The organism is Kosakonia sp. H02 (assembly GCA_030704225.1).
In the GTDB taxonomy this organism is placed as follows: domain Bacteria; phylum Pseudomonadota; class Gammaproteobacteria; order Enterobacterales; family Enterobacteriaceae; genus Kosakonia.
Genome location: CP131915.1, coordinates 3,383,736 through 3,409,939, shown reverse-complemented (window position 1 = coordinate 3,409,939; position 26,204 = coordinate 3,383,736). Strand labels below are relative to the sequence as shown.

At 55.1% G+C, this 26,204-nt stretch carries 27 protein-coding genes; 16 read left to right on the top strand and 11 right to left on the bottom strand.

The window, feature by feature from the left end:
- Window positions 1-60: 60 nt before the first annotated feature.
- The 5 genes from cmoB to Q5705_15955 are packed head-to-tail and all read right to left on the bottom strand — an operon-like array spanning window position 61 to window position 3,639.
- Window positions 61-1,032: a tRNA 5-methoxyuridine(34)/uridine 5-oxyacetic acid(34) synthase CmoB gene (gene cmoB / locus Q5705_15975; protein ID WLI76075.1), complete on the bottom strand. Its 972-nt coding sequence runs from the start codon at window positions 1,030-1,032 to the stop codon at window positions 61-63.
- A complete protein-coding gene (gene cmoA, locus Q5705_15970; protein WLI76074.1) occupies window positions 1,029-1,769 on the bottom strand; it encodes a carboxy-S-adenosyl-L-methionine synthase CmoA in 741 nt (246 codons plus the stop codon). Before cmoA ends, cmoB begins: the two co-directional genes overlap by 4 nt.
- A 40-nt stretch (window positions 1,770-1,809) precedes the next feature.
- Complete coding sequence (locus Q5705_15965; protein WLI76073.1) at window positions 1,810-2,205, bottom strand: MAPEG family protein; 396 nt, start codon at window positions 2,203-2,205, stop codon at window positions 1,810-1,812.
- 52 nt (window positions 2,206-2,257) lie between these two features.
- On the bottom strand, window positions 2,258-3,076 hold the full coding sequence (locus Q5705_15960) for a DUF72 domain-containing protein (GenBank protein WLI76072.1): 819 nt from the start codon (window positions 3,074-3,076) through the stop codon (window positions 2,258-2,260).
- Window positions 3,073-3,639, bottom strand: coding sequence for a hydrolase (locus Q5705_15955; protein WLI76071.1), 567 nt, complete (start codon window positions 3,637-3,639; stop codon window positions 3,073-3,075). Before Q5705_15955 ends, Q5705_15960 begins: the two co-directional genes overlap by 4 nt.
- A 266-nt stretch (window positions 3,640-3,905) precedes the next feature.
- Between Q5705_15955 and aspS the strand changes: the two genes are divergently transcribed.
- From aspS to ruvC, 4 genes are all read left to right on the top strand, one after another.
- Window positions 3,906-5,684, top strand: coding sequence for an aspartate--tRNA ligase (aspS, locus tag Q5705_15950; protein ID WLI76070.1), 1,779 nt, complete (start codon window positions 3,906-3,908; stop codon window positions 5,682-5,684).
- Window position 5,685: 1 nt separating this feature from the next.
- Entirely contained in the window at window positions 5,686-6,129 is a 444-nt protein-coding gene (nudB, locus tag Q5705_15945; protein ID WLI76069.1) for a dihydroneopterin triphosphate diphosphatase, read from the top strand.
- Between the two features lie 147 nt (window positions 6,130-6,276).
- Window positions 6,277-7,017 carry a YebC/PmpR family DNA-binding transcriptional regulator gene (locus Q5705_15940; protein WLI76068.1) on the top strand — a complete coding sequence of 247 codons (741 nt, stop codon included), beginning with the start codon at window positions 6,277-6,279 and terminating at the stop codon, window positions 7,015-7,017.
- A 165-nt stretch (window positions 7,018-7,182) separates the two neighbouring features.
- Window positions 7,183-7,704: a crossover junction endodeoxyribonuclease RuvC gene (ruvC, locus tag Q5705_15935; protein ID WLI79044.1), complete on the top strand. Its 522-nt coding sequence runs from the start codon at window positions 7,183-7,185 to the stop codon at window positions 7,702-7,704.
- A gap of 24 nt (window positions 7,705-7,728) precedes the next feature.
- On the opposite strand, the gene Q5705_15930 is transcribed toward ruvC, so the two are convergent.
- Window positions 7,729-8,550 (bottom strand): helix-turn-helix transcriptional regulator, encoded by an 822-nt coding sequence (locus Q5705_15930; GenBank protein WLI76067.1) that lies wholly within the window; start codon window positions 8,548-8,550, stop codon window positions 7,729-7,731.
- Window positions 8,551-8,645: 95 nt separating this feature from the next.
- Here Q5705_15930 and Q5705_15925 point away from each other — a divergent pair, with 95 nt between their 5' ends.
- The 3 genes from Q5705_15925 to ruvB all read left to right on the top strand — a co-directional run bounded on the left by Q5705_15925 (window position 8,646) and on the right by ruvB (window position 11,255).
- A complete protein-coding gene (locus Q5705_15925; GenBank protein ID WLI76066.1) occupies window positions 8,646-9,527 on the top strand; it encodes an SDR family oxidoreductase in 882 nt (293 codons plus the stop codon).
- A 97-nt stretch (window positions 9,528-9,624) separates the two neighbouring features.
- The gene (gene ruvA / locus Q5705_15920; GenBank protein ID WLI76065.1) at window positions 9,625-10,236 is read left to right on the top strand and encodes a Holliday junction branch migration protein RuvA; all 612 of its coding nucleotides are present in this window, start codon (window positions 9,625-9,627) and stop codon (window positions 10,234-10,236) included.
- An 8-nt stretch (window positions 10,237-10,244) separates the two neighbouring features.
- A complete protein-coding gene (ruvB, locus tag Q5705_15915; GenBank protein ID WLI76064.1) occupies window positions 10,245-11,255 on the top strand; it encodes a Holliday junction branch migration DNA helicase RuvB in 1,011 nt (336 codons plus the stop codon).
- A gap of 39 nt (window positions 11,256-11,294) precedes the next feature.
- Here the strand turns inward: ruvB and znuB are convergent, their stop codons facing one another.
- Both znuB and znuC read right to left on the bottom strand, forming a co-directional pair.
- Window positions 11,295-12,080 (bottom strand): zinc ABC transporter permease subunit ZnuB, encoded by a 786-nt coding sequence (gene znuB / locus Q5705_15910; GenBank protein ID WLI76063.1) that lies wholly within the window; start codon window positions 12,078-12,080, stop codon window positions 11,295-11,297.
- On the bottom strand, window positions 12,077-12,832 hold the full coding sequence (znuC, locus tag Q5705_15905; protein WLI76062.1) for a zinc ABC transporter ATP-binding protein ZnuC: 756 nt from the start codon (window positions 12,830-12,832) through the stop codon (window positions 12,077-12,079). Before znuC ends, znuB begins: the two co-directional genes overlap by 4 nt.
- A 78-nt stretch (window positions 12,833-12,910) precedes the next feature.
- On the opposite strand from znuC, the gene znuA reads away from it, so the two are divergent.
- The 3 genes from znuA (at window position 12,911) to lpxM (ending at window position 16,296) form a co-directional block, all read left to right on the top strand.
- Entirely contained in the window at window positions 12,911-13,855 is a 945-nt protein-coding gene (znuA, locus tag Q5705_15900; GenBank protein WLI76061.1) for a zinc ABC transporter substrate-binding protein ZnuA, read from the top strand.
- A 15-nt stretch (window positions 13,856-13,870) separates the two neighbouring features.
- Window positions 13,871-15,196 carry a murein DD-endopeptidase MepM gene (gene mepM / locus Q5705_15895; GenBank protein ID WLI76060.1) on the top strand — a complete coding sequence of 442 codons (1,326 nt, stop codon included), beginning with the start codon at window positions 13,871-13,873 and terminating at the stop codon, window positions 15,194-15,196.
- Between the two features lie 128 nt (window positions 15,197-15,324).
- Window positions 15,325-16,296, top strand: a complete 972-nt coding sequence (lpxM, locus tag Q5705_15890) for a lauroyl-Kdo(2)-lipid IV(A) myristoyltransferase (protein ID WLI76059.1) — start codon at window positions 15,325-15,327, stop codon at window positions 16,294-16,296.
- 51 nt (window positions 16,297-16,347) lie between these two features.
- On the opposite strand, the gene pyk is transcribed toward lpxM, so the two are convergent.
- Window positions 16,348-17,790: a pyruvate kinase gene (gene pyk / locus Q5705_15885; GenBank protein ID WLI76058.1), complete on the bottom strand. Its 1,443-nt coding sequence runs from the start codon at window positions 17,788-17,790 to the stop codon at window positions 16,348-16,350.
- Between the two features lie 122 nt (window positions 17,791-17,912).
- Window positions 17,913-18,782 (bottom strand): MurR/RpiR family transcriptional regulator, encoded by an 870-nt coding sequence (locus Q5705_15880; GenBank protein ID WLI79043.1) that lies wholly within the window; start codon window positions 18,780-18,782, stop codon window positions 17,913-17,915.
- A gap of 342 nt (window positions 18,783-19,124) precedes the next feature.
- Here Q5705_15880 and zwf point away from each other — a divergent pair, with 342 nt between their 5' ends.
- From zwf to kdgA, 3 genes are all read left to right on the top strand, one after another.
- The gene (gene zwf / locus Q5705_15875) at window positions 19,125-20,600 is read left to right on the top strand and encodes a glucose-6-phosphate dehydrogenase (protein ID WLI76057.1); all 1,476 of its coding nucleotides are present in this window, start codon (window positions 19,125-19,127) and stop codon (window positions 20,598-20,600) included.
- Between the two features lie 234 nt (window positions 20,601-20,834).
- Entirely contained in the window at window positions 20,835-22,646 is a 1,812-nt protein-coding gene (edd, locus tag Q5705_15870; protein WLI76056.1) for a phosphogluconate dehydratase, read from the top strand.
- Window positions 22,647-22,683: 37 nt separating this feature from the next.
- A complete protein-coding gene (kdgA, locus tag Q5705_15865) occupies window positions 22,684-23,325 on the top strand; it encodes a bifunctional 4-hydroxy-2-oxoglutarate aldolase/2-dehydro-3-deoxy-phosphogluconate aldolase (GenBank protein WLI76055.1) in 642 nt (213 codons plus the stop codon).
- A 65-nt stretch (window positions 23,326-23,390) separates the two neighbouring features.
- Here kdgA and purT read toward each other — a convergent pair whose 3' ends face one another.
- Window positions 23,391-24,569 (bottom strand): formate-dependent phosphoribosylglycinamide formyltransferase, encoded by a 1,179-nt coding sequence (gene purT / locus Q5705_15860; protein ID WLI76054.1) that lies wholly within the window; start codon window positions 24,567-24,569, stop codon window positions 23,391-23,393.
- A gap of 129 nt (window positions 24,570-24,698) precedes the next feature.
- Here purT and Q5705_15855 point away from each other — a divergent pair, with 129 nt between their 5' ends.
- The 3 genes from Q5705_15855 (at window position 24,699) to Q5705_15845 (ending at window position 26,193) form a co-directional block, all read left to right on the top strand.
- Window positions 24,699-25,025: a YebG family protein gene (locus tag Q5705_15855; protein ID WLI76053.1), complete on the top strand. Its 327-nt coding sequence runs from the start codon at window positions 24,699-24,701 to the stop codon at window positions 25,023-25,025.
- Window positions 25,026-25,083: 58 nt separating this feature from the next.
- A complete protein-coding gene (gene yebF, locus Q5705_15850) occupies window positions 25,084-25,437 on the top strand; it encodes a protein YebF (protein ID WLI76052.1) in 354 nt (117 codons plus the stop codon).
- A gap of 90 nt (window positions 25,438-25,527) precedes the next feature.
- On the top strand, window positions 25,528-26,193 hold the full coding sequence (locus Q5705_15845; protein WLI79042.1) for a tellurite resistance TerB family protein: 666 nt from the start codon (window positions 25,528-25,530) through the stop codon (window positions 26,191-26,193).
- Window positions 26,194-26,204: the final 11 nt, after the last annotated feature.

Here is a 26,204-nt window from a genome sequence, read left to right as displayed (position 1 = left end):
TCGCCCAATGTGATGTTTGCTTGTACCAGGCCCCTGCCATTAACAGGGGCCTTTTTTTGTCTACGGTTTGCGGGCAATCAACACCGCGCGCAGCGGTGCCGGGTAGCCTTCCACGGTCTTACTGTTATCTCCCGGGTCGAGGAAATCTGCCAGCGACTCTGTGACCATCCACGACGTGCGACGCTGTTCCTCGGTGCGGGTCACGCACATATCGGCAATGCGCACATCAACAAAACCGCATTTTTCCAGCCAGCTTTTCAGCGCCAGCGCAGAGGGAATAAAGTAGACGTTGCGCATTTGCGCATACCGGTCACCCGGTACCAGCACGGTGTTTTCGTCACCTTCAACCACCAGCGTTTCCAGCACCAGTTCGCCCTCTTTTACCAACTGATCTTTCAACTGCCACAGATGCTCCAGCGGCGAGCGGCGATGATAGAGCACGCCCATTGAAAACACCGTATCAAAGGCATTCAGCGCCGGAAGCTGTTCGATACCGAGCGGCAGCAGATGTGCGCGGCGATCGTCGCCTAACAACTTGCGCACGGCTTCGAACTGGCACAAGAAAAGCTGGGTCGGATCGATGCCGACCGCCAACTGTGCGCCTGCGCCAATCATGCGCCACAGGTGATAACCGCTGCCGCAGCCGACATCAAGAATTGTCCGACCGCGCAAATCTGACAGATGCGGCAGCACGCGCTCCCATTTCCAGTCGGAACGCCATTCGGTATCGATATCAATGCCATACAGGGAGAACGGCCCTTTGCGCCACGGCATCAGATTGCGCAGCAGCGTTTCCATCCCTTTTAACTGACCGGCACTTAAGGGCTCCGCGCTTTGCGCCGTGACGCTGTGCAGCAGATCCAGCTTTGCCGGCGTGATGGTGGGCAAAAACTCCACCGCGTTGTTCCACTGTTTAAACTGACCGTGCAGGGTTTCGCGCTGCCAGGCGGCAATTTGCGCCGGTAATGTTTCCAGCCAGTGGGCGAGGTTGCCGGTCGCAATTTGCTGATAAAAACGGCCAAACTCGATCATGGCGCAACCGCCTTTAATGCCACCAGCGAACCGAAGTTAAAGCACTGGAACCACAGTTCGCTATGGTCAAACCCGGCAGTATGCAGGCGTGCTTTATGAGCTTCAACGGAATCGGTCAGCATGACATTTTCCAGCATGCTGCGTTTCTGGCTGATCTCCAGCTCGCTGTAACCGTTGGCGCGTTTGAAGTCATGGTGCATGTTAAACAGCAGCTCGCCGACAGTGTGGTCTTCGAAACTGAATTTTTCTGACAGCACCAGCGCGCCGCCGGGGTTCAGCCCTTGATAGATTTTTTGCAGCAGCTTCAGGCGGTCATCCGGTTCGAGAAATTGCAGGGTGAAATTGAGCACCACCATCGAGGCGTTTTCGATTGCAATATCGCGGATGTCGCCTTCGATAACCTCGACCGGCGTCGGCGCTTTATAAGCGTCGATATGACGGCGGCAGCGCTCCACCATTGCGGGGGAGTTGTCGACGGCGATAATTTTACAGCCGTCCTGATGGATATTGCGGCGGACGGAAAGCGTTGCTGCACCAAGCGAGCAGCCAAGATCGTAGACCTGCGTGGCGGGCTGGACAAAGCGCTCCGCCAGCATGCCAATCATCGAAATAATATTGGAGTAACCCGGAACGGAACGCTGGATCATATCCGGGAAGACTTCAGCTACCCGTTCGTCAAATGTCCAGTCGCCGAGGCGGGCGATAGGCGCGGAAAAAAGCGTGTCGCGGTGAGACATAGTTGTAAATATCCGGGAAAACAAAGGGGCGTATTGTGCGCTAACGCAGGGAGAAAACCAACTCCCAGGGCATATACCACAGATTCGCCAGCACCATCAGCAACAGCGAACAGAAGGTCGCGCTCATGCCGGAACGTCGCCACTGGATCAGCCGATGATGAAAGCCGTAGTAGTGCATGACACGACCCGTCAACAGCAGCAGCCCGCAGAGATGCACCATCCAGTTTTGTGCGCCGTTCATCTCCATAAAGAGTAGCAGCAGAAGGGCGATAGGAACGTATTCCACCGCGTTGCCATGAATACGAATAGCGCTTTGTAATTCACTGAATCCGCCGTCGCCATAGCTCACGCGATACTGCAAACGCAGACGGATAACGTCACAAGAAAACTTAATCAGTAACAATGCACCCAGCACGGCATAGAGCGCGCTTACCATACAAACTCCCTTTTCGGTTACGGCGATGGCTAACCAATGATAGGTGCTGTACTCAAAAAAGAGAAGATTGCAGCGGCAGGGAAGGGGTGGCACCGACGACAGGCAACACGGATTGCAGCTCCGGCCACAAGGTTTGCACCAGTTCCGGGGCCTGAGCGATATCCGGGGTATGCAAAAACAGATAAGGCGTGGTGGTTTTTTCCCACTCCGGCAGCTTGTTTAACCAGACGTTAAAGAGCTGGCGGTTTTGTTGCATATCGTCGCTGCCGATAAAACGCACCATCGGATGGTGGGCGGTCAGCAGCGCGTGAACCGGCACTTTGGGTTTTTTGCGTTGCGCTTCACGGATAACCACGCTGTGCGGCCTGGCGCTGTGTACCGGGCGGCTATCAAGGATCACACGGTTGATATTGCGGGCATGCAGCCCCTGATTCAGGGCTTTCTCATCTTCGCCCTTGGCAAAAAAGCCCGGATGGCGGACTTCAACCCCGTACGTAAATTCCGCCGGAAGCGCATCGAGAAACGCCCACAGCGCGGGCAAATCTTGTGGGCCGAAGGTAGCCGGGAGCTGTAACCAATATTGGCCAATCCGGTTTGCCAGCGGCGCCATGCGGGTGAAAAATTCGCTCGTCAGCCCGGCACAATTGCGCAGCGCCGCCTGGTGCGAAATGGTGGCGGGAAACTTGAAACAGAAGCGAAAATCATCGCTGGTTTGCTCATACCAGCGCGCGACAATCTCCGCTTTTGGCAGCGCGTACAGCGTGGTGTTGCCTTCGACACAATTAAAGTGACGGGCATACTCTTCAAGGCTGGTGATGCCAAGACGCACCCATTTCGGGTGCGACCATTGCGGCAAGCCAACGTAGATCATAACGCGCTCAGGATCTCGTCCGTGCTACGCACGCGGCCAATACGCGGGAAGATATTTTTCATGCTGCCCTGATGTTGCTCGGCGTCAGCCGCGCTACAGGCATCTTCCGCAATCACCAGCGAGAAGCCCATCTCCCAGGCGTTGCGGGCGGTGGATTCGACGCCGATATTGGTCGAAATCCCGCACAGCACGATGGTATCAATACCGCGGCGGCGCAGTTGTAGCTCCAGATCGGTGCCATAAAATGCACCCCACTGACGTTTGGTGACTTCGATATCGCTCTCTTTTTTACCCAGCGCGGCCGGGTAAACCCACCAGTTGTCTGGCAGTGCGTGACCGCCCGTTGCCGCATCAACGGGCTGCTTCAGCGCTTCAGCAAAATCTGACGACCAGCCAACACGCACCAGCGCCACCGGCGCGCCATGCGCGCGGAATTTATCCGCCAGCATCGCAGCGCGTTTGACCACGTCTTGTGCCGTGTGCGGACCACCGGCGAAAGGCAGAATGCCTTCCTGTAAATCGATAACCACCAGCGCGGTTTTCTCTGCGTTAAGCTCAAGCATAATAACTCCAGTAAAATGAACGATGTCGGGCGTTACCTTACGCGTTCTGCCGCGATCCACGGTTTACAATTTTTGTTAAATTTTGTGAGAATGCGCAATAAGCGCGCAGCAAACGTGCGTACAGTCGGTCGCGGGCTTATCGTGGGTCATTATTTCCAGTATAATAGCCCCCTTTTTTCATCCAGATGTGACATACGAAAATAGCTGCCACCAAAGCGCCTGCACCGCAGGTGACAGGTCGCGCGCAGCGAATTAAGGGATATCTCATGCGTACAGTATATTGCGGGCAGCTCAATCAGTCCCATGTGGGACAGCAAGTAACGCTTTGTGGGTGGGTCAACCGCCGTCGTGACCTCGGAAGCCTTATCTTTATTGATATGCGCGATCGTGAAGGCATCGTGCAGGTGTTTTTCGACCCGGACCGTCAGGATGCGTTCAAGCTCGCCTCTGAACTGCGTAATGAGTTCTGCATTCAGATTACCGGTACTGTTCGCGCCCGCGAAGGCAAAAACGCCAACAAAGATATGGCGACTGGTGAAGTCGAAGTCTTCGCCACCGAACTGACGATTATCAACCGTTCCGACGTTCTGCCGCTGGACTCCAATCACGTCAACACCGAAGAAGCGCGTCTGAAATACCGCTACCTCGATCTGCGTCGCCCTGAAATGGCGCAGCGTCTAAAAACCCGCGCGAAAATCACCAGCTTCGTGCGCCGTTTTATGGATGACCACGGCTTCCTCGACATCGAAACGCCGATGTTGACCAAAGCCACGCCGGAAGGCGCGCGCGACTATCTGGTGCCGAGCCGCGTACATAAAGGCAAATTCTACGCCCTGCCGCAGTCACCGCAGTTGTTCAAACAGCTGCTGATGATGTCCGGCTTCGACCGTTACTACCAGATCGTAAAATGTTTCCGTGATGAAGATCTGCGTGCTGACCGCCAGCCGGAATTTACCCAGATCGATGTGGAAACCTCTTTTATGACCGCGCCGCAGGTGCGTGAAGTGATGGAAGCGCTGGTTCGCCAGCTGTGGCAGGAGATCCGCGGCGTCGATCTGGGCGAATTCCCGATCATGACCTTTGCTGAAGCCGAGCGCCGTTACGGTTCCGATAAGCCGGATCTGCGTAACCCGATGGAGCTGGTGGACGTCGCTGACCTGCTCAAAAATGTCGAATTTAAAGTCTTCTCCGGCCCGGCAAATGATGCAAAAGGCCGCGTTGCTGCACTGCGTGTGCCAGGTGGCGCACAACTTAGCCGTAAACAGATTGACGACTACGGCAAATTTATCGAAATTTACGGCGCAAAAGGCCTTGCGTATATCAAGGTTAATGAAGCGGCAAAAGGTCTCGACGGGATCACCAGCCCGGTGGCGAAATTCCTTAACGCCGCCATCGTGAGCGCGATCCTTGAGCGCACCGGCGCGCAGGATGGCGACATGATTTTCTTCGGCGCGGACAACAAAAAAGTGGTTGCCGATGCGCTGGGCGCGCTGCGTCTGAAACTGGGTAAAGACCTGAACCTGACCGACGAAAGCAAGTGGGCTCCGCTGTGGGTCATCGACTTCCCGATGTTTGAAGACGACGGCGAAGGCGGCCTGACGGCGATGCACCACCCGTTCACTTCGCCGCGTGATATGAGCCCGGCTGAACTGAAAGCCGCGCCGGAAACGGCGATTGCCAACGCCTACGATATGGTGATCAACGGTTATGAAGTGGGCGGTGGCTCGGTGCGTATTCACAGCGGTGAAATGCAGCAGACGGTGTTCGGCATTCTCGGCATTAACGAGCAGGAACAGCGCGAGAAGTTCGGCTTCCTGCTGGATGCGCTGAAATACGGTACACCGCCGCACGCGGGCCTGGCGTTTGGTCTGGATCGCCTGACCATGTTGTTGACCGGCACGGATAATATCCGTGACGTTATCGCTTTCCCGAAAACCACGGCGGCAGCCTGTCTGATGACAGAAGCGCCAAGCTTTGCCAACCCGGCTTCGCTGGCTGAACTGGGTATCTCTGTTATCAAAAAAGAGACGCCGGAGAGTAAATAAGATGTCCTTTAAGCATCCCGTTTCCGTACTGGTAGTGATTTATGCCGAGGACACAAAACGGGTGCTGATGTTGCAGCGACGCGACGATCCTGATTTTTGGCAGTCGGTTACCGGCAGCCTGGAACCCGGTGAAACCGCGTCGCAGGCCGCCGCGCGTGAAGTAAAGGAAGAGGTCAACATTGATGTTGCGCATGAGCAACTGTCCTTAGTTGACTGTCAGCGCACGGTGGAGTTTGAAATCTTTAGTCATTTACGTCATCGCTATGCGCCGGGCGTTACGCACAATACCGAATCCTGGTTTTGTTTAGCGTTGCCCCACGAGCGCCCGATTGTGTTCACAGAACATCTGGCCTACCGCTGGCTTGATGCGCCCGCTGCGGCGGCATTGACCAAATCGTGGAGCAATCGGCAAGCGATTGAAGAATTTATAATCAATGCCAATTAATTTTCCCAAGAATTTCAGTTCTCAGGAAGGCGGCAAGCTCGGGAGTCACCGGAAGCTTACATAAGTAAGTGACCGGTGCGAGCGGGCGCTGCCAACACACCTGAGGGCTGAAAGGCGACGGGAAATGGCTTTTCTGGAGAGTTTTCTATGGCAGGTCACAGTAAATGGGCCAACACCAAACACCGCAAAGCTGCACAGGATGCCAAACGCGGTAAGATCTTCACCAAAATCATTCGCGAGCTGGTTACCGCAGCGCGTCTGGGCGGCGGTGATATCGGCTCCAACCCGCGTCTGCGCGCGGCGGTCGATAAAGCGCTGGCCAACAACATGACCCGCGATACCTTAAACCGTGCTATCGCGCGCGGTGTGGGCGGCGATGACGACGCGAACATGGAAACCATCATTTATGAAGGTTACGGCCCTGGCGGCACTGCGGTAATGGTGGAATGTCTGAGTGACAATCGTAACCGTACCGTTGCCGAAGTGCGTCATGCCTTCAGCAAATGCGGGGGCAACCTCGGTACTGACGGCTCCGTGGCTTACCTGTTCAGTAAAAAAGGCGTTATCTCCTTTGATGCGGGCGACGAAGACACCATCATGGAAGCGGCGCTGGAAGCCGGTGCTGAAGATGTGGTCACCTATGATGACGGCGCCATTGACGTCTACACCGCCTGGGAAGAGATGGGCGCCGTACGCGATGCGCTGGAAGCAGCCGGTCTGAAAGCCGACAACGCTGAAGTGTCGATGATCCCATCCACCAAAGCGGACATGGATGCGGAAACCGCGCCGAAACTGCTGCGTCTCATCGATATGCTGGAAGATTGCGACGATGTGCAGGAGGTTTATCACAATGGTGAGATCTCCGACGAGGTTGCGGCAACCCTGTGATACCCGTCATCTTTCAGCCCACAGGGGCGTTGGCTCTCCTCGCGCACCCCAGTCACGTAGGACATCTACGCTCCTGGGGATGCACTACGTGGCCGCCTTCCTGTGAACTGAAATATTTAGGGTATCAAGCGTTGGATAGGTTGTTATGTTAAGCGGAGATGCATGATGGCGATTATTCTCGGGATCGATCCGGGTTCACGCATCACCGGTTATGGTGTTATTCGCCAGACGGGGCGGCAACTGACCTACCTGGGCAGCGGCTGCATCCGCACAAAAGTCGACGATTTACCGTCGCGCCTGAAGCTGATTTACGCAGGCGTGACGGAAATCATCACCCAGTTCCAGCCGGACTTTTTTGCCATTGAGCAGGTATTTATGGCGAAAAATGCCGACTCAGCGCTGAAGCTGGGGCAAGCGCGCGGTGTCGCCATCGTTGCTGCCGTCAACCAGGATCTGCCGGTGTTTGAATATGCCGCTCGTCAGGTAAAACAGACGGTGGTGGGGATTGGCAGTGCGGAAAAAAGCCAGGTGCAGCATATGGTGCGTAACTTGCTAAAACTGCCTGCTAACCCGCAGGCCGATGCCGCCGATGCGCTGGCAATTGCCATTACCCATTGTCATGTCAGCCAGAACGCCTTACAGGTGAGCAGCTCGCGCCTTAACCTCGCGCGTGGCCGATTGCGCTAAAAAGCGCCGTAGTCCGGCGCTTTTTTATCCCTTCTGCTGTAACAACGAACGGATTTTCTCTTCGTCTTCCTCACCCGAAGGGTTATACACGACCATGGTCAGATCGGGCTGCCCCTCAACGGAAAAACTTGAATACTCCAGCGACAGCTTGCCTACGCTGCCATGAAACAGGACTTTCGTGCCTTCGCCCATCACCTCGATATCGTTGTTCTGCCAAAGCCTGGCAAACACCGGCGACGCCGCGCTTAACTCCTCAACCAGCGGCTGGATCTCCTGTGACGCACCCGCGCGCGTAGCCTCTGCGCGAAATGCCGCCACCAGAAAACGCGTCAGCCCTTGCCAGTCTCCCTGGGCGTCACGTACCTGCGGATTGAGAAAAATACGGCGCATAATATTGCGCTCTTGCACGGGCAGGGTGGCGTAATCAGCCAGCACCACCGTGGCGGCGCTATTCCAGGCGAGAACATCCCAGGTGGCGTTACGGATCATCGCCGGGCTAAGCGGCATATTATCAAGCACTTTTTGTAGTCTATTGCTCACCGCGCCGGCAGCTGTATAGTGCACGCCCGGTGCGCGACCAAGCGCCAGATGGAAAACATATTCGCGCTCCCGCCCGCTCAGGCGTAACGCCTGACAAATGCGCTCCAGCACTTCCGCCGACGGCGTGCCGCCGCGACCTTGCTCAAGCCAGGTGTACCAGGTTGCGCTAATGCATGCCAGATGTGCCACTTCTTCACGTCGCAGGCCTGGCGTGCGTCTGCGTGCGGTATGAAAACCCAGCGCATGCGGATCAAGCTGCGCCCGGCGGGATTTCAGGTAACTGCCAAGGTCTTTCACGCTCTGCATCCTGTTAGTCCTTATACCACGATAACGTCACTACTTTTCCCCATCCCGGATATTTAGCAGGATAGCGGCGCGAGTCAACATCAGGAGGCACACGCATGCATGTTTTTCTGACGGGCGCGACCGGTTGGGTTGGCGCAAAAGTGGCGGCAGAGTTATTAGCCGCAGGACATCAGGTGAGCGGTCTGGCGCGAAATGCGGACAAAGCGCAGGCGCTGATTGCCGCGGGTGGGAAAGTGGTACACGGGACGCTGGACGATAGTCAGGTGTTGTTTGACGCAGCATCAAAAGCCGATGCGGTGATCCACACCGCCTTCAACCATGACTTTTCCCGCTTTGCGGAAAATTGTGCGCAAGACCAGCGCGCTATTGAAGTGATGGGGCAGGCGCTGTCAGGTAGCTCGCGCCCTTTGCTGGTTACGTCTGGCCTGGCGCGGCTGGTACAAGGGCGTCCGGCAACGGAAGAGGATAAACCCGCCAGCGGTCCGGATTATCTGCGTCGCTCAGAGCAGGCGGCACTATTGCTCGCTCAGCAGGGCGTGCGTGCCGCCAGCGTGCGGCTGGCTCCGACCGTGCACGGCGTGGGCGATCACGGTTTTATCCCGATTCTTATCGCCCTGGCGAAAAAGACGGGCGTTTCTGCCTGGCCTGGTGACGGGAACAACCGCTGGGCGGCGGTTCACCGGCTCGATGCGGCAAAAGTCTACCGCCTGGCGCTGGAAAGCGGCGTTACGCAGCCGGTCTACCATGCGGTGGCTGAAGAAGGGATTGCCATGCGCGAGATTGCTATAGCCATTGGTAAGATGCTCGGCGTGCCCGCAGAGCCGCGTGAGGCGTCGCATTTCGGCTGGTTTGCCGCCTTCGCAGCAACTGATATGTCGGCATCGAGTGAGCAGACGCGCAAGGCGCTTGGCTGGCAACCCACAGAGCGGGATTTATTAACCGACCTGAGCGATGCAGAATATTACGCTAATTCCTGAATCACCCTCGCGTTTTTCCTGAATAATCGGCTGGATATCTATCCAGCCTTTTTTTATGATACAGCATTCCTTTAAGCCTTTAACGCAGGAGCGTCACGTGATAGGCAGACTCAGAGGCATCATTGTAGAAAAACAACCCCCATTGGTTGTGCTGGAAGTCGGGGGCGTAGGGTATGAAGTCCATATGCCGATGACCTGTTTCTATGAATTGCCGGACGCCGGCAAAGAGGCAATCGTCTTCACTCAGTTTGTGGTACGTGAAGATGCGCAACTGCTGTACGGGTTTAACAACAAACAAGAACGCACCCTGTTTCGTGAACTGATCAAAACCAACGGCGTAGGGCCAAAGCTGGCGCTGGCGATTTTATCCGGCATGTCGGCGCAGCAATTTGTTAACGCCGTTGAACGCGAAGATCCCGCAGCGCTGGTCAAACTGCCGGGCATCGGTAAGAAAACGGCAGAGCGCCTGATTGTTGAGATGAAAGACCGCTTTAAAGGCCTGCATGGCGATCTCTTTACGCCAGCCGCCGATCTGGTACTGACTTCACCTGCAAGCCCGGCAACAGATGACGCAGAACAAGAAGCGGTTGCCGCGCTGGTGGCGCTGGGCTATAAACCTCAGGAAGCCAGCCGGATGATAAGCAAAATCGCCCGTCCGGACGCCAACAGTGAAACCCTGATCCGTGAAGCGCTGCGCGCGGCATTGTGAGGTAGAGGATGATTGAAGCAGACCGCCTGGTTGCCGCCGCCAGCACAATTGTAGAAGAAGTCGCGGATCGGGCGATCCGTCCTAAAATGCTCGATGAGTATATCGGTCAGCCGCAGGTTCGCTCCCAGATGGAGATCTTTATTCAGGCGGCGAAACTGCGCGGTGACGCGCTGGACCATCTGCTGATCTTCGGCCCGCCTGGCCTTGGTAAAACGACGCTGGCGAATATTGTTGCCAACGAAATGGGCGTCAACCTGCGCACCACCTCCGGCCCGGTGCTGGAAAAAGCGGGCGATCTGGCCGCTATGCTCACCAACCTTGAACCGCATGATGTGCTGTTTATCGATGAAATTCACCGCCTCTCACCGGTTGTGGAAGAGGTGCTCTATCCGGCAATGGAAGATTACCAACTCGATATCATGATTGGCGAAGGCCCGGCGGCGCGCTCCATTAAAATCGATCTGCCACCGTTTACCCTGATTGGCGCAACCACCCGCGCCGGTTCACTGACGTCACCGCTGCGCGATCGCTTTGGTATCGTGCAACGACTGGAGTTTTATCAGGTTGCCGATCTGCAACATATTGTTGGCCGTAGCGCGCGCTATATGGGGCTGGAGATGAGCGAAGAGGGGGCGCTGGAAGTGGCGCGTCGTTCGCGCGGCACACCGCGTATTGCTAACCGGCTACTGCGCCGCGTACGCGATTTTGCCGAAGTGAAGCATGACGGCGATATCACGGCGGACATCGCTGCTCAGGCGCTGGATATGCTCAATGTTGATGCGCAGGGTTTCGACTATATGGACCGCAAACTCTTGCTGGCAGTTATCGACAAATTCTTTGGTGGCCCGGTCGGGCTGGATAACCTTGCCGCAGCGATTGGTGAAGAGCGTGAAACGATTGAAGACGTGCTTGAGCCGTATCTGATCCAGCAAGGCTTTTTGCAACGTACGCCGCGCGGGCGAATGGCGACGGTAAGGGCGTGGAACCACTTTGGCATTACGCCGCCGGAAATGCCCTGAAGCGCCAGCGTTCGCTAATGGCGGCGCTGGCTGCAAGGTTCAACTGGCGGGTTTTTTCATCATGCTGAAGATAAATAACACCGCCGCGCACAGCACCACGGACGGGCCAGCGGGCGTATCGTAAAGCGCCGAAAAAGTCAGCCCGCCGGTGACGGCAATCATTCCCACACCTACTGCTACCCCAGCCATCTGCTCCGGCGTGCGCGCAAAGCGTCGCGCCGTTGCGGCGGGGATAATCAGCAAAGAAGTGATAATCAGCGCACCGACAAATTTCATTGCTACACCAATCGTCAGGGCAGTGACCAGCATCAACAGCAGTTTTACGCGTTGCAATTTGACGCCATCGACAAATGCCAGCTCCGGGCTGATGGTCATCGACAGCAAATTGCGCCATTGCCAGAGCAGGATCCCCAGCACCAGCACCACCCCGGAGGCGATAGCAACAAGATCTTCCGGCGTGACGGCCAGCAAATCGCCGAACAGATACGCCATCAAATCCACGCGGATATTTGACATTAAACTGACCACGACCAGGCCGAGCGACAGCGCACTGTGGGCCATAATCCCCAACAATGTATCAACCGCCAGATGAGGACGTTTTTCCAGCCACACCAGCCCGGCGGCGAGCAGCAAGGTGACGGCAATCACTGCGTAAAACGGATTAATATCCAGCAGCAGACCAAAGGCGACGCCGAGCAAAGAAGCATGTGCCAGCGTGTCGCCGAAATAGGACATCCGTCGCCAGACGACAAAAGAGCCCAGCGGCCCGGCGGCGCAGGCAAGCATAATCCCGGCCAGCCAGCCGGGCAGAAGTAATTCAATCATGAGTGTCCGTTACCCTGACGCAGTACAATGCGGCCCTGAAGATCGTGGCGGTGATTGTGATTATGGCGGTAAATACCAAGTTGTTCTGCGCCGCGCTGGCCGAACATGGAGATAAATTCCGGGTGCATGGAAACCACTTCCGGTGTCCCTGAACAGCAAATATGCTGATTCAGGCATAGCACCTCATCGGTTTTCGCCATCACCAGATGCAGATCGTGAGAGACCATCAGGACGGCGCACTCCAGCTCTTTGCGCAACTGATCGATCAAGTTGTACAACGCGACCTGACCATTAACGTCCACGCCCTGGGTCGGCTCATCAAGCACCAGCAACTGCGGGCGATTAAGCAGCGCGCGGGCGAGTAAAACGCGTTGCATTTCGCCGCCGGAGAGTTTTTGCAGCGGGGCATCAATCAGATGTGCCGCCTGAACGCGTTTTAGCGCCGGGAGAATATCCTCTTTGCTTGTGCCGGGGCGCAGGCGCATAAACCGTCCAACGGTCAGCGGCAGCGTTGCATCAAGCTGCAATTTTTGCGGCACATAGCCGATGCGCAGGGATTTGTCGCGCTTGATAACTCCGGAATCGGGTGCTACCAGCCCCAGCACTACACGCACCAGCGTGGATTTTCCCGCGCCATTTGGGCCGAGAAGCGTCAAAATTTTACCGGGACGCAAATTCAATGAAATGTCAGACAGGACGCGGCGTTGGCCGAATGCGACAGTGATATTTTCGAGCGTTACAAGATTCGTCATAGCATTTAAGGGGTTGCGCAAAGTGTCGAATGTTATAATATCACATTCCACCCACCCATTACGATGAATAGTCGCATTATGTTACATAAAAATACGCTTCTTTGCGCTGCGGTTTCAGTAGCACTTATTACAGGTTTAGCACAATCCGCTAACGCTGCCGTCGTCACTTCCCTGAAGCCGCTGGGCTTTATCGCTTCGGCCATTGCTGATGGCGTGACCACCACCGAAGTCTTGTTGCCTGATGGCGCATCTGAGCATGATTACTCGTTGCGCCCATCTGATGTAAAACGCTTACAGAACGCGGACTTACTCTTTTGGGTTGGCCCGGAGATGGAAGCCTTTATGGCGCGCTCTGCGCAGCAAGTGCCTGCGCAAAAACAGGTGGTGATGGCGCAACTTGATGGCGTGAAATCTTTGCTCATGAAAGGCTCGGATGAAGATGAGCATGAAAACCATGACGCACATCACCACGATGAAAAAGGTGACGAACATCACCATCATGGTGAATACAACATGCATTTGTGGCTTTCCCCTGAGATTGCGCGGCTCTCAGCGGTTGCAATCCACGATAAATTAGTGGAAGTTATGCCGCAAAGTCGAGCCAGGCTTGACGCCAACCTACAGGCATTTGAGGCATCATTAGCCCAGGCCGATAAGCAGGTCGGTAACGAGCTGGCACCGCTGAAAGGGAAGGGGTATTTCGTTTTTCATGACGCCTATGGCTACTTTGAAAAACACTACGGGCTGACTCCGCTGGGTCATTTTACCGTCAATCCTGAAATTCAGCCTGGTGCGCAGCGTTTACATGAAATACGAACACAGTTGGTTGAGCAAAAAGCAACGTGCGTTTTTGCTGAGCCACAGTTCAGGCCAGCGGTCGTTGAAGCTGTCGCACGAGGGACATCCGTTCGAATGGGAACGTTGGATCCACTTGGCATCAGTATCAAGTTAGGTAAAGAGAGCTATCCCCAGTTCCTTACCCAACTCTCTCACCAGTATGCGAGCTGCCTGAAAGGAGAATAACGAGGAAGTGAATACGTGCAACAGATAGCCCGCTCTGTCGCTCTGGCATTTAATAATCTGCCCCGACCCCACCGCGTTATGCTGGGGTCGCTTACAGTACTGACACTCACCGTCGCCGTCTGGCGGCCTTATGTTTATCACCCCGAATCCACAACTCCGATTGTGAAAGCAATCGAGTTACCGAAAAACGAGATCCGTTCTCTGCTTCCTGAAGCCAGTGAGCCTATCGATCAGTCTGGTGCGGACGATGTCGATGATATCCCGCAGGATGAACTGGACGAGAAGACCGCCAATGAAGCCGGTGTCCATGAATATGTGGTATCTACCGGCGATACGCTGAGCAGCATTCTGAATCAGTACGGCATTGACATGGGCAATATCACCCAGCTTGCCGCTGCCGATAAAGAACTGCGTAACCTGAAAATTGGTCAACAGCTCTCCTGGACACTGACGGCGGATGGCGATCTGCAACGCCTGACCTGGGAGATGTCGCGCCGCGAAACCCGCACCTACGATCGTAGCGAAAACGGTTTCAAAATGAGCAGTGAAATGCAGCAGGGCGACTGGGTGAATGCGGTGTTGAAAGGCACTGTCGGCGGAAGTTTCGTCTCCAGCGCCAAAGAAGCCGGTTTAACCAGTGGTGAAGTGAGTTCAGTCATTAAAGCCATGCAGTGGCAAATGGACTTCCGCAAGCTGAAAAAAGGCGACGAGTTCTCCGTGCTGATGTCCCGCGAAATGCTGGAAGGCAAGCAGGAACAGAGCCAGTTACTGGGCGTGCGTTTGCGTTCTGATGGCAAAGATTACTATGCGTTTCGTGCCGAAGACGGCAAGTTCTACGATCGCAACGGTACGGGTCTGGCGAAAGGCTTTATGCGTTTCCCGACCTCGAAACAGTTCCGCGTCTCCTCCAACTTTGATCCGCGCCGCCTGAACCCGGTGACCGGGCGCGTAGCACCGCACAAAGGTGTCGATTTCGCCCTGCCGCAGGGGACGCCGGTGCTCGCTGTCGGTGACGGTGAAGTGGTTATCGCGAAACGCAGCGGTGCGGCAGGCAACTATATTGCTATCCGTCATGGGCGCACCTATACCACGCGCTATATGCACCTGCGTAAGCTGTTGGTGAAACCAGGGCAGAAAGTGAAGCGCGGCGATCGTATTGCGCTGTCGGGCAACACCGGGCGCTCTACCGGCCCGCACCTGCATTACGAAGTGTGGATTAACCAGCAGGCGGTCAACCCGTTAACGGCGAAACTGCCGAGAACCGAAGGGCTGAGCGGCTCGGATCGTAAAGATTACCTCGCACAGGTTAAAGAGGTCTTGCCGCAACTGCGCATTGACTGATTTGTATAACAAAGGTGCGTCTAAAGCCGATGCCGTCTTCGCATCGGCTTTTTCTTTTGTGTGAAAGATGAGGCATCGCTACACTATCCCATTATCTTTTTGATTTACCTTTGGCCTGCGGACGCTGCATGGAAACGAAAAAAAATAACATTGAGTACATTCCGGAATTTGAGAGTGAGTTTCGCCATCCGCGCCACTGGGGTGCCTGGCTTGGTGTACTGGCTTTTATGGGCGCAGCGATGATCCCGCCTGCGGTTCGCGATCCGCTGCTCGGCAAACTGGGCCGTCTGGCCGGGCGCTTCGGTAAAAGTGCCCGCCGCCGTGCGCAGATTAATTTATCCTACTGCTTCCCGGAAAAGAGCGATGCGCAACGGGAAGCCATTATTGATGAGATGTTTGCCACTGCGCCGCAGGCGATGGTGCTGATGGCCGAACTGGCGGTTCGCGGCCCGGACAAGGTTAAGTCACGCGTGGAGTGGCAGGGCCAGGAGATCATCGATGAGATGCGCCGCAACGACGAGAAAGTGATTTTCCTCGTTCCGCATGCCTGGGGAGTGGATATTCCGGCAATGCTGATGGCGTCGCAGGGGCAAAAAATTGCGGCGATGTTCCATAATCAGGGCAATAAAGTGCTCGATTACGTGTGGAACTCGGTGCGTCGGCGTTATGGCGGCCGCCTGCATGCGCGCAGTGACGGTATCAAACCCTTTATTCATTCGATCCGCCAGGGCTATTGGGGCTACTATCTGCCAGACCAGGATCATGGCGCTGAGCACAGTGAATTCGTCGATTTTTTTGCCACCTACAAAGCCACGCTGCCCGCTATCGGTCGCCTGATGAAAGTGTGTCGTGCGCGTGTGGTGCCGCTGTTCCCGGTTTACGACGCTAAATCACACCGCTTAATCATCAAGGTGCGACCGCCGATGGATGATTTGCTGACGGTGGATGACAACACCATTGCCCGGCGTATGAACGAAGAGGTGGAAGCGTTTGTCGGCCCGCATCTTGAGCAGTACACCTGGATCCTCAAGTTGTTGAAAACGCGCAAGCCCGGCGAGACCGAGCCCTACAAGCGTAAAGATCTCTTCCCAAAGAAATAAGCCATAAAAAAGGCCTCTCACTGAGAGGCCTTTAACTTTCCTGAATGGCAATTATTCGACAGTCAGAATACGCGTGGTGTTGGTTGTCCCAATGGTGCTCATCACATCACCCTGGGTCACGATCACCAGATCGCCTGACAGCAAATACCCTTTATCGCGCAGCAGATTGACCGCATCGTGTGCGGCGGTCACGCCGTCGTTTGCACTGTCGAAGTACACCGGCGTCACGCCACGGTACAGCGCTGTCAGATTCAACGTACGCTCATGGCGGGAGAGGGCGAAAATCGGCAGACCAGAGCTAATGCGCGACGTCATCAGCGCGGTACGGCCAGATTCCGTCATGGAGATGATAGCGGTTACACCTTTGAGATGGTTTGCCGCATACATTGCGGACATCGCAATCGCTTCTTCGACGTTATCGAACTGAATATCAAGGCGGTGTTTAGAGACGTTGATGCTCGGGATTTTCTCCGCGCCCAGACAAACGCGCGCCATCGCCGCAACGGTTTCGGAAGGATATTGACCCGCCGCTGTTTCCGCTGAGAGCATCACCGCATCGGTACCATCAAGCACGGCGTTCGCGACATCCATCACTTCGGCGCGGGTTGGCATCGGGTTGGTTATCATCGACTCCATCATTTGCGTCGCGGTGATCACTGCGCGGTTCAACTGACGTGCGCGACGAATCAGCGCTTTCTGGATGCCGACCAGTTCCGGGTCGCCAATTTCAACGCCCAGGTCGCCACGCGCGACCATCACCACGTCGGAGGCAAGGATCACATCGTCCATTGCGTCCTGATTGCAAACCGCTTCAGCACGTTCCACTTTGGCGACGATTTTCGCATCGCAACCGGCATCGCGCGCCAGACGACGGGCGTAATTGAGATCTTCACCGCAGCGTGGGAAGGAGACCGCCAGGTAATCGACACCGATCAGCGCAGCGGTCACGATGTCCGCTTTGTCTTTTTCGGTCAGCGCTTCAGCAGAAAGACCGCCGCCCAGCTTGTTGATCCCTTTGTTATTCGACAGCGGGCCGCCAACGGTGACTTCGGTGAACACTTTCATGCCCTGAACGTCCAGCACCTTAAGTTGTACACGACCATCATCCAGCAGCAGGATGTCGCCAGGCACGACGTCAGCAGGCAGGCCTTTATAGTCAATCCCGACTTTCTCTTTATCGCCTTCGCCTTTACCCAGGTTAGCGTCGAGCAGGAATTTATCACCAATATTCAGGAAGACTTTGCCTTCCTTAAAGGTGGACACGCGAATTTTCGGTCCCTGTAAATCGCCAAGGATAGCAACATGACGTCCCAGTTTTGCCGCAATCTCACGCACTTTATCTGCGCGTAATTTATGATCTTCAGGTGTTCCGTGGGAGAAGTTCATACGCACCACGTTCGCGCCAGCGGCGATAACCTTTTCAAGGTTGTTATCGCGGTCGGTGGCCGGGCCTAAGGTGGTGACGATTTTGGTTCTGCGAAGCCTTCTGGACATGTAATACTCCGTTGACTGAAACAACTTGGTGTTGCGTGAACATGAATTCGGTTGTAAGCGCCTCGCTAAGGCGGGGCATCGGACCGAATAGCGTAAGATGTTACCGTTTTTTTTATGGGCTATTAATGGCTATCGTCTTTGATAAGCAGCTCCTTATCAAAGCGCGATTCTTTCAGTGCTTCTTTGACTCGCTTCAAGTTATCCCGGAATTTTGCTCCCCGGCGTAAAGTAAAGCCGGTTGCCAGCACATCAATCACCGTCAGTTGCGCAAGTCTTGAAACCATCGGCATATAAATGTCGGTATCTTCCGGGACATCCAGCGTGATAGCAAGCGTCGCTTCCCGCGCAAGCGGCGTACCCGCGGAGGTGAGGGCAATCACCATGGCATCGTTTTCACGCGCCAGTTGCGCAAGCTCGACCAGATTTTTCGTTCTGCCGGTATGTGAAATCAGCACAACGACGTCATCATCGCTACAATTCATACAACTCATGCGTTGCAGCACAATGTCATCGGAATAGACCACCGGCACATTGAAGCGAAAGAACTTATTCATCGCGTCGTGCGCGACAGCAGCGGAAGATCCAAGTCCAAAGAAAGCGATTTTCTTTGCCTGCGTCAGCAGATCCACGGCGCGGTTAACCGCAGCCATATCCAGCGACTGACGCACATGATCGAGGCTTGCCATCGCGGATTCGAAGATTTTGCCGGTATAGGCTTCAACGCTGTCATCTTCATCGACATTTCGATTAACATAGGGCGTGCCGTTAGCGAGGCTTTGCGCCAGATGCAGTTTAAAATCCGGAAAGCCGCGGGTATCAAGGCTGCGGCAGAAACGGTTTACCGTCGGTTCGCTGACATCCGCTTGCTGGGCAAGCGCAGCAATACTTGAATGGATTGCGTTATCTGGCGCGGCGAGGATCACTTCCGCGACTTTACGTTCGGATTTGCTAAGGTGTTCCAGTCGGGACTGGATTTTTTCCAGCATATTCATGGGTGTTAACACGCTCATGGTAAAACGATTACACCGATAAGTGGAATCGTAACGCAATTTAGCTTGATATTACCCCTGCGTCGCGCAGAAAGGTAAGTCACGACATGAAATGTTGTAGTTTTTTTTCATAACATGATCGACGTCGGATTTTAACCGTTAAGCTTCGGGCAAATATCCAGCTTTATCAGGGCAGTAAAACAGTTTTTTCGCCACATCCTGATAACGCACGTCCTGATAAAGCTTAATAGTTTCGGGAATGACGTAAAAGCAGTACAGTGCATTGTAATAAAATTACAACTGAAGCGGACTGAAGCTTCAGGATAGCCAACTGAGGAGAATGACATGGCGGTAGTACAAACAGCCCAGGCGTGTGACCTGGTCATTTTCGGCGCGAAAGGCGATCTTGCGCGCCGTAAATTGCTGCCTTCCCTGTACCAGCTGGAAAAAGCCGGTCAAATTCATGCAGAGACGCGCATTCTTGGCGTCGGTCGTGCCGACTGGGACAAAGAAGCGTATACCAAAGTCGTTCGCGAAGCGCTTGAGACCTTTATGAAGGAAAAGATCGACGAGAGCCTGTGGGACAAGCTGAGCAGTCGTCTGGATTTTTGTAATCTGGATGTCAACGACACTGCCGCTTTCAAACGCCTCGGCGCAATGCTTGACCAGAAAAACCGCACCACGATCAACTATTTTGCGATGCCACCGAGCACTTTCGGTGCCATCTGTAAAGGGCTTGGCGCAGCGAAACTTAACGCCAAACCGGCGCGCGTGGTAATGGAAAAACCGCTGGGGACGTCGCTGGCAACCTCCCGCGAAATCAACGATCAGGTGGGCGAGTTTTTTGAAGAATGCCAGGTTTACCGTATCGACCACTACTTAGGTAAAGAGACGGTGCTCAACCTGCTGGCGCTGCGTTTTGCCAACTCCCTGTTCGTCAATAACTGGGATAACCGCACTATCGATCATGTGGAAATCACCGTCGCCGAAGAAGTGGGTATTGAAGGGCGCTGGGGCTATTTCGACCAGGCCGGGCAGATGCGTGACATGATCCAGAACCACCTGCTGCAAATTCTCTGCATGATTGCCATGTCGCCGCCGTCCGATCTGAGCGCCGACAGTATTCGTGATGCCAAAGTGAAAGTGCTTAAATCCCTGCGCCGTATTGATCGCACTAACGTGCGTGAAAAAACGGTGCGCGGCCAGTACACCGCCGGTTTTGCCCAGGGCAAAAAAGTGCCGGGCTATCTGGAAGAAGAGGGGGCGAACAAGGCCAGCAATACCGAAACGTTTGTCGCCATTCGCGTGGACATTGATGACTGGCGCTGGGCGGGTGTTCCGTTCTATTTGCGCACCGGTAAACGCCTGCCGACCAAGTGCTCGGAAGTGGTGGTGTATTTCAAAAACCCGGAACTGAACCTGTTTAAAGAGTCCTGGCAGGAACTGCCGCAGAACAAACTGACGATTCGTTTGCAACCTGACGAAGGCGTGGATATTCAGATCCTCAATAAAGTGCCGGGTCTGGATCATAAACACAATCTGCAAACCACCAAACTCGACCTGAGCTACTCCGAAACCTTCAACGAGACGCACCTGGCCGACGCCTATGAGCGCCTGCTGCTGGAAACGATGCGCGGCATTCAGGCGCTGTTTGTGCGCCGCGACGAAGTGGAAGAAGCATGGAAATGGGTCGATTCGATTACCGAAGCGTGGGCGGCGGACAACGATTCGCCGAAGCCGTATCAGGCCGGTACCTGGGGCCCGGTTGCCTCGGTGGCAATGATCACGCGCGATGGTCGCTCCTGGAACGAATTTGAGTGATGTGTGCAGGCTCTGTGTTGCGCAATTTTACCGGTAACATGATCTAACACAGATATCCGGACAATTTTTCAACTTTAAAGCCCCGACTGGATTCACCAGCGGGGCTTTTTTTATTACACTGGCTGAAGCGATTTTGCCTTTGGGGCGCGGCACTCCGGTGTTTTCAACTTGTTACGCAAAATGAAAAACACTGCTAACGCGGCTTCCCCGAACAGATAAATTTCAGGAGCCTCTATGAACTCAACGATGTTACGCGTAACAAATCGCATTATTGAACGTTCGCGCGAAACCCGCTCAGCCTACCTGGCGCGCATCGAACAGGCGAAAAGCGATACCGTTCGCCGCTCGACGCTGGCGTGTGGTAACCTGGCGCACGGTTTTGCTGCCTGCCAGCCCGACGATAAAGCCTCGCTTAAAAGCATGTTGCGCAACAACATTGCCATCATTACCTCCTACAACGACATGCTCTCTGCGCATCAACCCTATGAAGTTTACCCGGAGATTATCCGCAAAGCCCTGCACTCGGTGAATGCGGTTGGCCAGGTTGCGGGCGGCGTTCCGGCGATGTGCGACGGCGTCACTCAGGGCCAGGATGGCATGGAGCTTTCCCTGCTAAGCCGCGAAGTGATTGCCATGTCGGCGGCGGTGGGGCTCTCGCATAATATGTTTGATGGCGCGTTATACCTCGGCGTGTGCGACAAAATCGTCCCCGGGTTAGCGATGGCAGCGTTGTCGTTTGGTCATTTACCTGCGCTGTTCGTGCCGTCAGGCCCGATGGCGAGCGGCCTGGCAAACAAAGAAAAAGTCCGCATTCGCCAGCTGTATGCCGAAGGCAAAGTGGACAGAATGGCGCTGCTGGAATCAGAAGCCGCGTCCTACCACGCGCCGGGCACCTGCACGTTTTACGGCACGGCGAACACAAACCAGATGGTTATCGAGTTTATGGGCATGCAATTGCCGGGCTCGTCGTTTATCCACCCGGATGCGCCGCTGCGTAAAGCGCTGACCGAAGCCGCAGCCCGCCAGGTCACGCGCCTGACCGGGAACGGCAATGAATGGATGCCGCTGGGTAAAATGATTGATGAAAAAGTGGTGGTTAACGGCATCGTTTCGCTACTGGCGACGGGCGGCTCCACCAACCACACCATGCACCTGGTGGCGATGGCGCGCGCGGCAGGCATCATCATTAACTGGGATGATTTCTCAGAGCTTTCTGACGTCGTGCCGCTGCTGGCGCGCCTCTACCCGAATGGCCCGGCGGATATTAACCACTTCCAGGCCGCGGGTGGTGTGCCGGTATTACTGCGCGAACTGCTGAAAGGCGGGCTGCTGCATGAAGATGTCAACACCGTGGCCGGTTTTGGCCTTCAGCGTTATACCAATGAGCCGTGGCTGAACAACGGCGAGCTGGACTGGCGTGAAGGCGCGAATGCTTCTCTTGATGACAGCGTTATTGCCACCATCGAAAAACCGTTCTCCAAACATGGCGGGACCAAAGTGCTGAGCGGTAATCTGGGCCGCGCAGTGATGAAAACCTCCGCCGTGCCGGTGGAAAACCAGGTGATTGAAGCGCCTGCGGTGGTTTTCGAAAGCCAGCATGATGTTCTGCCGGCCTTTGAAGCAGGCCTGCTCGACCGCGATTGTGTGGTGGTTGTCCGTCATCAAGGGCCAAAAGCCAACGGTATGCCAGAATTACATAAACTGATGCCGCCACTTGGTGTATTATTGGACCGCCGTTTCAAAATTGCGTTAGTTACCGATGGACGGCTGTCAGGGGCATCAGGTAAAGTGCCGTCGGCAATCCACGTTACACCAGAGGCTTACGATGGTGGGTTGCTGGCGAAAGTGCGTGATGGCGATATTATCCGGGTTAACGGGCAGACAGGCGAATTAACCCTGCTGGTTGATGACAACGAACTTGCCGCACGTCAGCCACATATTCCTGACCTTAGCGCGATGCGCGTGGGCACAGGGCGCGAAATGTTCGGCGCGCTGCGGGAAAAACTCTCCGGCGCGGAGCAGGGCGCAACCTGTATCACTTTTTAAGACGATAAGATTTAGTTCTGGCGAGAGAAAAACACTGATGAAAAACTGGAAAACGAGTGCAGAAGCAATCCTGAAAACGGGTCCGGTAGTGCCGGTTATCGTAGTGAACAAACTAGAGCACGCCGTACCGATGGCGAAAGCGCTGGTTGCTGGTGGTGTTCGCGTTCTGGAAGTGACTCTGCGTACGGCGTGTGCCATTGATGCTATCCGCGCTATCGCCAAAGAAGTGCCGGATGCCATCATCGGTGCGGGTACGGTACTGAACCCGCAGCAACTGGCGGAAGTGACCGCTGCTGGCGCGCAGTTCGCCATTAGCCCGGGCCTGACCGAGCCACTGCTGAAAGCAGCGACCGAAGGCACCATTCCACTGATCCCGGGCATCAGCACCGTTTCTGAACTGATGCTGGGCATGGACTACGGTCTGAAAGAGTTCAAATTCTTCCCGGCGGAAGCGAATGGCGGCACCAAAGCGTTGCAGGCAATTGCGGGGCCGTTCTCACAGGTGCGTTTCTGCCCGACTGGCGGTATCTCTCCGGCTAACTACCGTGATTACCTGGCGCTGAAAAGCGTGCTGTGCATCGGCGGCTCCTGGCTGGTACCGGCCGACGCGCTGGAAGCAGGGGATTACGATCGCATCACTAAACTCGCACGCGAAGCGGTTGAAGGCGCGAAACAATAAATTGCAGGCGGGTACGCAACCCGCCTGATATGAAGCCCGGTCAGCGTTACGCTTCCGGGCTTTTTTTATCCGCTAACTTTCACTGCCGCAGCCGCAGCGACCGCGCGTTCAACGGCACCTTCGATACTCTCTGCTGCGGCAAGCGCAACACCCATGCGCCGGGTTCCGTCGATGTCCGGTTTGCTAAACAGACGCAACTGTACGCCCGCGCCTACGGCATGCTCTACATTATCAAAGGTGACATTCTGGCTACTCAGACGCGGCAGGATCACCGCCGAGGCGGATGGGCCGTACTGGCGAATCGCGCCAATCGGTAAACCAAGAAACGCGCGAACATGCAGGGCAAACTCGGAGAGATCCTGCGAGATTAATGTGACCATGCCCGTATCATGCGGACGCGGGGAGACTTCACTGAAAATGACCTCGTCGCCGCAGACAAACAGTTCGACGCCGAACAGACCATGCCCGCCCAGCGCCAGCACCACTTTGCGGGCAATCTCTTCGGCGCGTTCAAGCGCCACGGCTGACATCTGCTGTGGCTGCCAGGATTCACGATAATCGCCATCTTCCTGGCGGTGACCTACCGGCGCACAGAAATGGACACCATCGACGGCGCTGATGGTTAGCAAGGTTATCTCAAAATCAAAATTGACCACGCTTTCAACGATAACTCGCCCGGCTCCGGCGCGCCCGCCAAGCTGGGCATATTCCCAGGCTTTCGCCAGTTGTTCGGTACTTTTAATAAAGCTCTGGCCTTTACCGGAAGAACTCATGACCGGTTTGACTATGCACGGCAGACCAATTTCGGCCACCGCTTCGCGAAAGGCACTTTCGCTATCTGCAAAACGATAGCTGGAGGTCGGCAGTTGCAACTCTTCGGCTGCCAGGCGGCGAATACCTTCGCGATTCATCGTCAGTTTGGTCGCACGTGCACAGGGCACGACATTGTGACCCTGAGCTTCCAGTTCAATTAGCGTATCGGTGGTGATCGCTTCGATTTCCGGCACGATAAAATGCGGTTTTTCCTTTTCGACCAGCGCGGTTAACGCGTTGCCATCGAGCATATTAATGACATGCGAACGGTGCGCCACGTGCATCGCCGGGGCATCGGCATAACGATCAACGGCAATCACTTCAATACCCAGACGCTGGCATTCAATCGCCACTTCTTTACCCAGTTCACCGGAGCCTAATAACATTACACGCGTGGCTGCGGGGCGCAGCGCGGTTCCTAAAAGAGTCATAGCATCGTACCATTGGGAAAAAACTGGGCGCAGTATAACGAAAACGTTTGCGTCTGTCTTTTTCACTTGCGGTGGTTTTTTCATCGCGCTACTATGCTGTATAAATACACAGTAAAACGAGGCTGCATCATGGCGGTAGAAGTTAAATACGTAGTCATTCGCGAAGGTGAGGAAAAAATGTCTTTTGCCAGCAAAAAGGAAGCTGATGCTTACGATAAAATGCTCGACCTGGCTGAAGTGCTGGGCGACTGGTTGGGTTCCGGCCCTGTAACGCTGGAAGATGAAACCCGTGAACGCATGGCGCTGTGGCTCGCAGAGCAAAAAGAGGCGCTTAACGGCATCCTGAAATCGGGCAAATTGCCCGGTGCGGAAAGCGATAATGCAGACGTCGAGCCTGCTGAGCCGTCCGATGCGGTAGATATCAAAAGTGCATCGAAGCGCGCGAAAGTCGCCTGATCTTGCGCCGCCAGCAATTTGTACCATGCTTTGAATGGGTTCGTACCAGGAGATAAGCATGAAAATAGCAGGGGTTTTAACGGGTCTGCTTTTGCTGGCAGGCAGCATGGCGACACAGGCCGCAACGGAGAAAGTCGTGAAGTTTCCTTCCTGTGAAGGGCTTGACGCTGAAGGTATCAGCGCCAGCGTCAAGCGCGACTATTTGCAAAATCGCATTGTTCGTTGGGCTGACGATCAGAAAACGTTAGGCCAGGCCGATCCGGTGGCGTGGATTAGCCCTAAAGATATCACTGGCAAGAATGATAAATGGACGGTGCCGCTGACGGTGCGCGGTAAAAACGCCGATATCCATTATCGCGTCATGGTCGACTGCAAAGCGGGAACCGCAGAATACAAACCACAGTCGCAGTGACACAATTTTTCCCATTCTTTCCAGATCCAGACATTTCCTGACATCCCTCTCGCTTACTCTGGGCAGACGTACCACGATAAGCGAGGGGAAATCATGAGTTGGTTGAATCAATTACAGTCGCTGCTTGGCCAGAAAAGCATCGCTACGTCGGCCTCATCATCCGGTGGGCAGGGGCTTAATAATCTATTGGTACCGGGTGCTCTGGGCGGTCTTGCCGGGTTGCTGGTTGCCAATAAATCATCACGCAAACTGTTGGCTAAATACGGTACCGGCGCATTGCTCGCTGGCGGCGGTGCGATCGCCGGAACGGTGCTGTGGAATAAATACAAAGATCGCATCCGCGAGGCGCATCAGGGCGAGCCACAATTTGGTCAGCAGCAATCACCGCTTGATGTTCGCACTGAACGTTTGATCCTGGCGCTGGTGTTTGCCGCCAAAAGTGATGGTCATATCGATGACAAAGAGCGGGCCGCAATTGAAGAGCAGTTGCGCGAAGCGGGCATTGAAGCGCAAGGGCGCGAACTGGTGGCTAAAGCCATTGAGCAACCGTTGGATCCGGCCCGCCTGGCAAAAGGGGTGCAAAACGAAGAAGAGGCGCTGGAGCTCTATTTTCTGAGCTGTGCCGTTATCGACATCGACCATTTTATGGAGCGCAGCTATCTGAATGCGTTGGGCGATGCGCTGAATATCCCGCAGGACGTACGCAACGGTATCGAGCAGGATCTCAAACAACAAAAATTGGCTCTTACGCCCTGAACCGGATGACG

Coding starts and splice junctions, on each gene's coding strand:
- cmoB (WLI76075.1), bottom strand. CDS start 1,032: ATGATCGAGTTTGGCCGTTTTTATCAGCAAATTGCGACCGGCAACCTC.
- cmoA (WLI76074.1), bottom strand. CDS start 1,769: ATGTCTCACCGCGACACGCTTTTTTCCGCGCCTATCGCCCGCCTCGGC.
- Q5705_15965 (WLI76073.1), bottom strand. CDS start 2,205: ATGGTAAGCGCGCTCTATGCCGTGCTGGGTGCATTGTTACTGATTAAG.
- Q5705_15960 (WLI76072.1), bottom strand. CDS start 3,076: ATGATCTACGTTGGCTTGCCGCAATGGTCGCACCCGAAATGGGTGCGT.
- Q5705_15955 (WLI76071.1), bottom strand. CDS start 3,639: ATGCTTGAGCTTAACGCAGAGAAAACCGCGCTGGTGGTTATCGATTTA.
- aspS (WLI76070.1), top strand. CDS start 3,906: ATGCGTACAGTATATTGCGGGCAGCTCAATCAGTCCCATGTGGGACAG.
- nudB (WLI76069.1), top strand. CDS start 5,686: ATGTCCTTTAAGCATCCCGTTTCCGTACTGGTAGTGATTTATGCCGAG.
- Q5705_15940 (WLI76068.1), top strand. CDS start 6,277: ATGGCAGGTCACAGTAAATGGGCCAACACCAAACACCGCAAAGCTGCA.
- ruvC (WLI79044.1), top strand. CDS start 7,183: ATGGCGATTATTCTCGGGATCGATCCGGGTTCACGCATCACCGGTTAT.
- Q5705_15930 (WLI76067.1), bottom strand. CDS start 8,550: ATGCAGAGCGTGAAAGACCTTGGCAGTTACCTGAAATCCCGCCGGGCG.
- Q5705_15925 (WLI76066.1), top strand. CDS start 8,646: ATGCATGTTTTTCTGACGGGCGCGACCGGTTGGGTTGGCGCAAAAGTG.
- ruvB (WLI76064.1), top strand. CDS start 10,245: ATGATTGAAGCAGACCGCCTGGTTGCCGCCGCCAGCACAATTGTAGAA.
- znuB (WLI76063.1), bottom strand. CDS start 12,080: ATGATTGAATTACTTCTGCCCGGCTGGCTGGCCGGGATTATGCTTGCC.
- znuC (WLI76062.1), bottom strand. CDS start 12,832: ATGACGAATCTTGTAACGCTCGAAAATATCACTGTCGCATTCGGCCAA.
- znuA (WLI76061.1), top strand. CDS start 12,911: ATGTTACATAAAAATACGCTTCTTTGCGCTGCGGTTTCAGTAGCACTT.
- lpxM (WLI76059.1), top strand. CDS start 15,325: ATGGAAACGAAAAAAAATAACATTGAGTACATTCCGGAATTTGAGAGT.
- pyk (WLI76058.1), bottom strand. CDS start 17,790: ATGTCCAGAAGGCTTCGCAGAACCAAAATCGTCACCACCTTAGGCCCG.
- Q5705_15880 (WLI79043.1), bottom strand. CDS start 18,782: ATGAATATGCTGGAAAAAATCCAGTCCCGACTGGAACACCTTAGCAAA.
- zwf (WLI76057.1), top strand. CDS start 19,125: ATGGCGGTAGTACAAACAGCCCAGGCGTGTGACCTGGTCATTTTCGGC.
- edd (WLI76056.1), top strand. CDS start 20,835: ATGAACTCAACGATGTTACGCGTAACAAATCGCATTATTGAACGTTCG.
- kdgA (WLI76055.1), top strand. CDS start 22,684: ATGAAAAACTGGAAAACGAGTGCAGAAGCAATCCTGAAAACGGGTCCG.
- purT (WLI76054.1), bottom strand. CDS start 24,569: ATGACTCTTTTAGGAACCGCGCTGCGCCCCGCAGCCACGCGTGTAATG.
- Q5705_15855 (WLI76053.1), top strand. CDS start 24,699: ATGGCGGTAGAAGTTAAATACGTAGTCATTCGCGAAGGTGAGGAAAAA.
- yebF (WLI76052.1), top strand. CDS start 25,084: ATGAAAATAGCAGGGGTTTTAACGGGTCTGCTTTTGCTGGCAGGCAGC.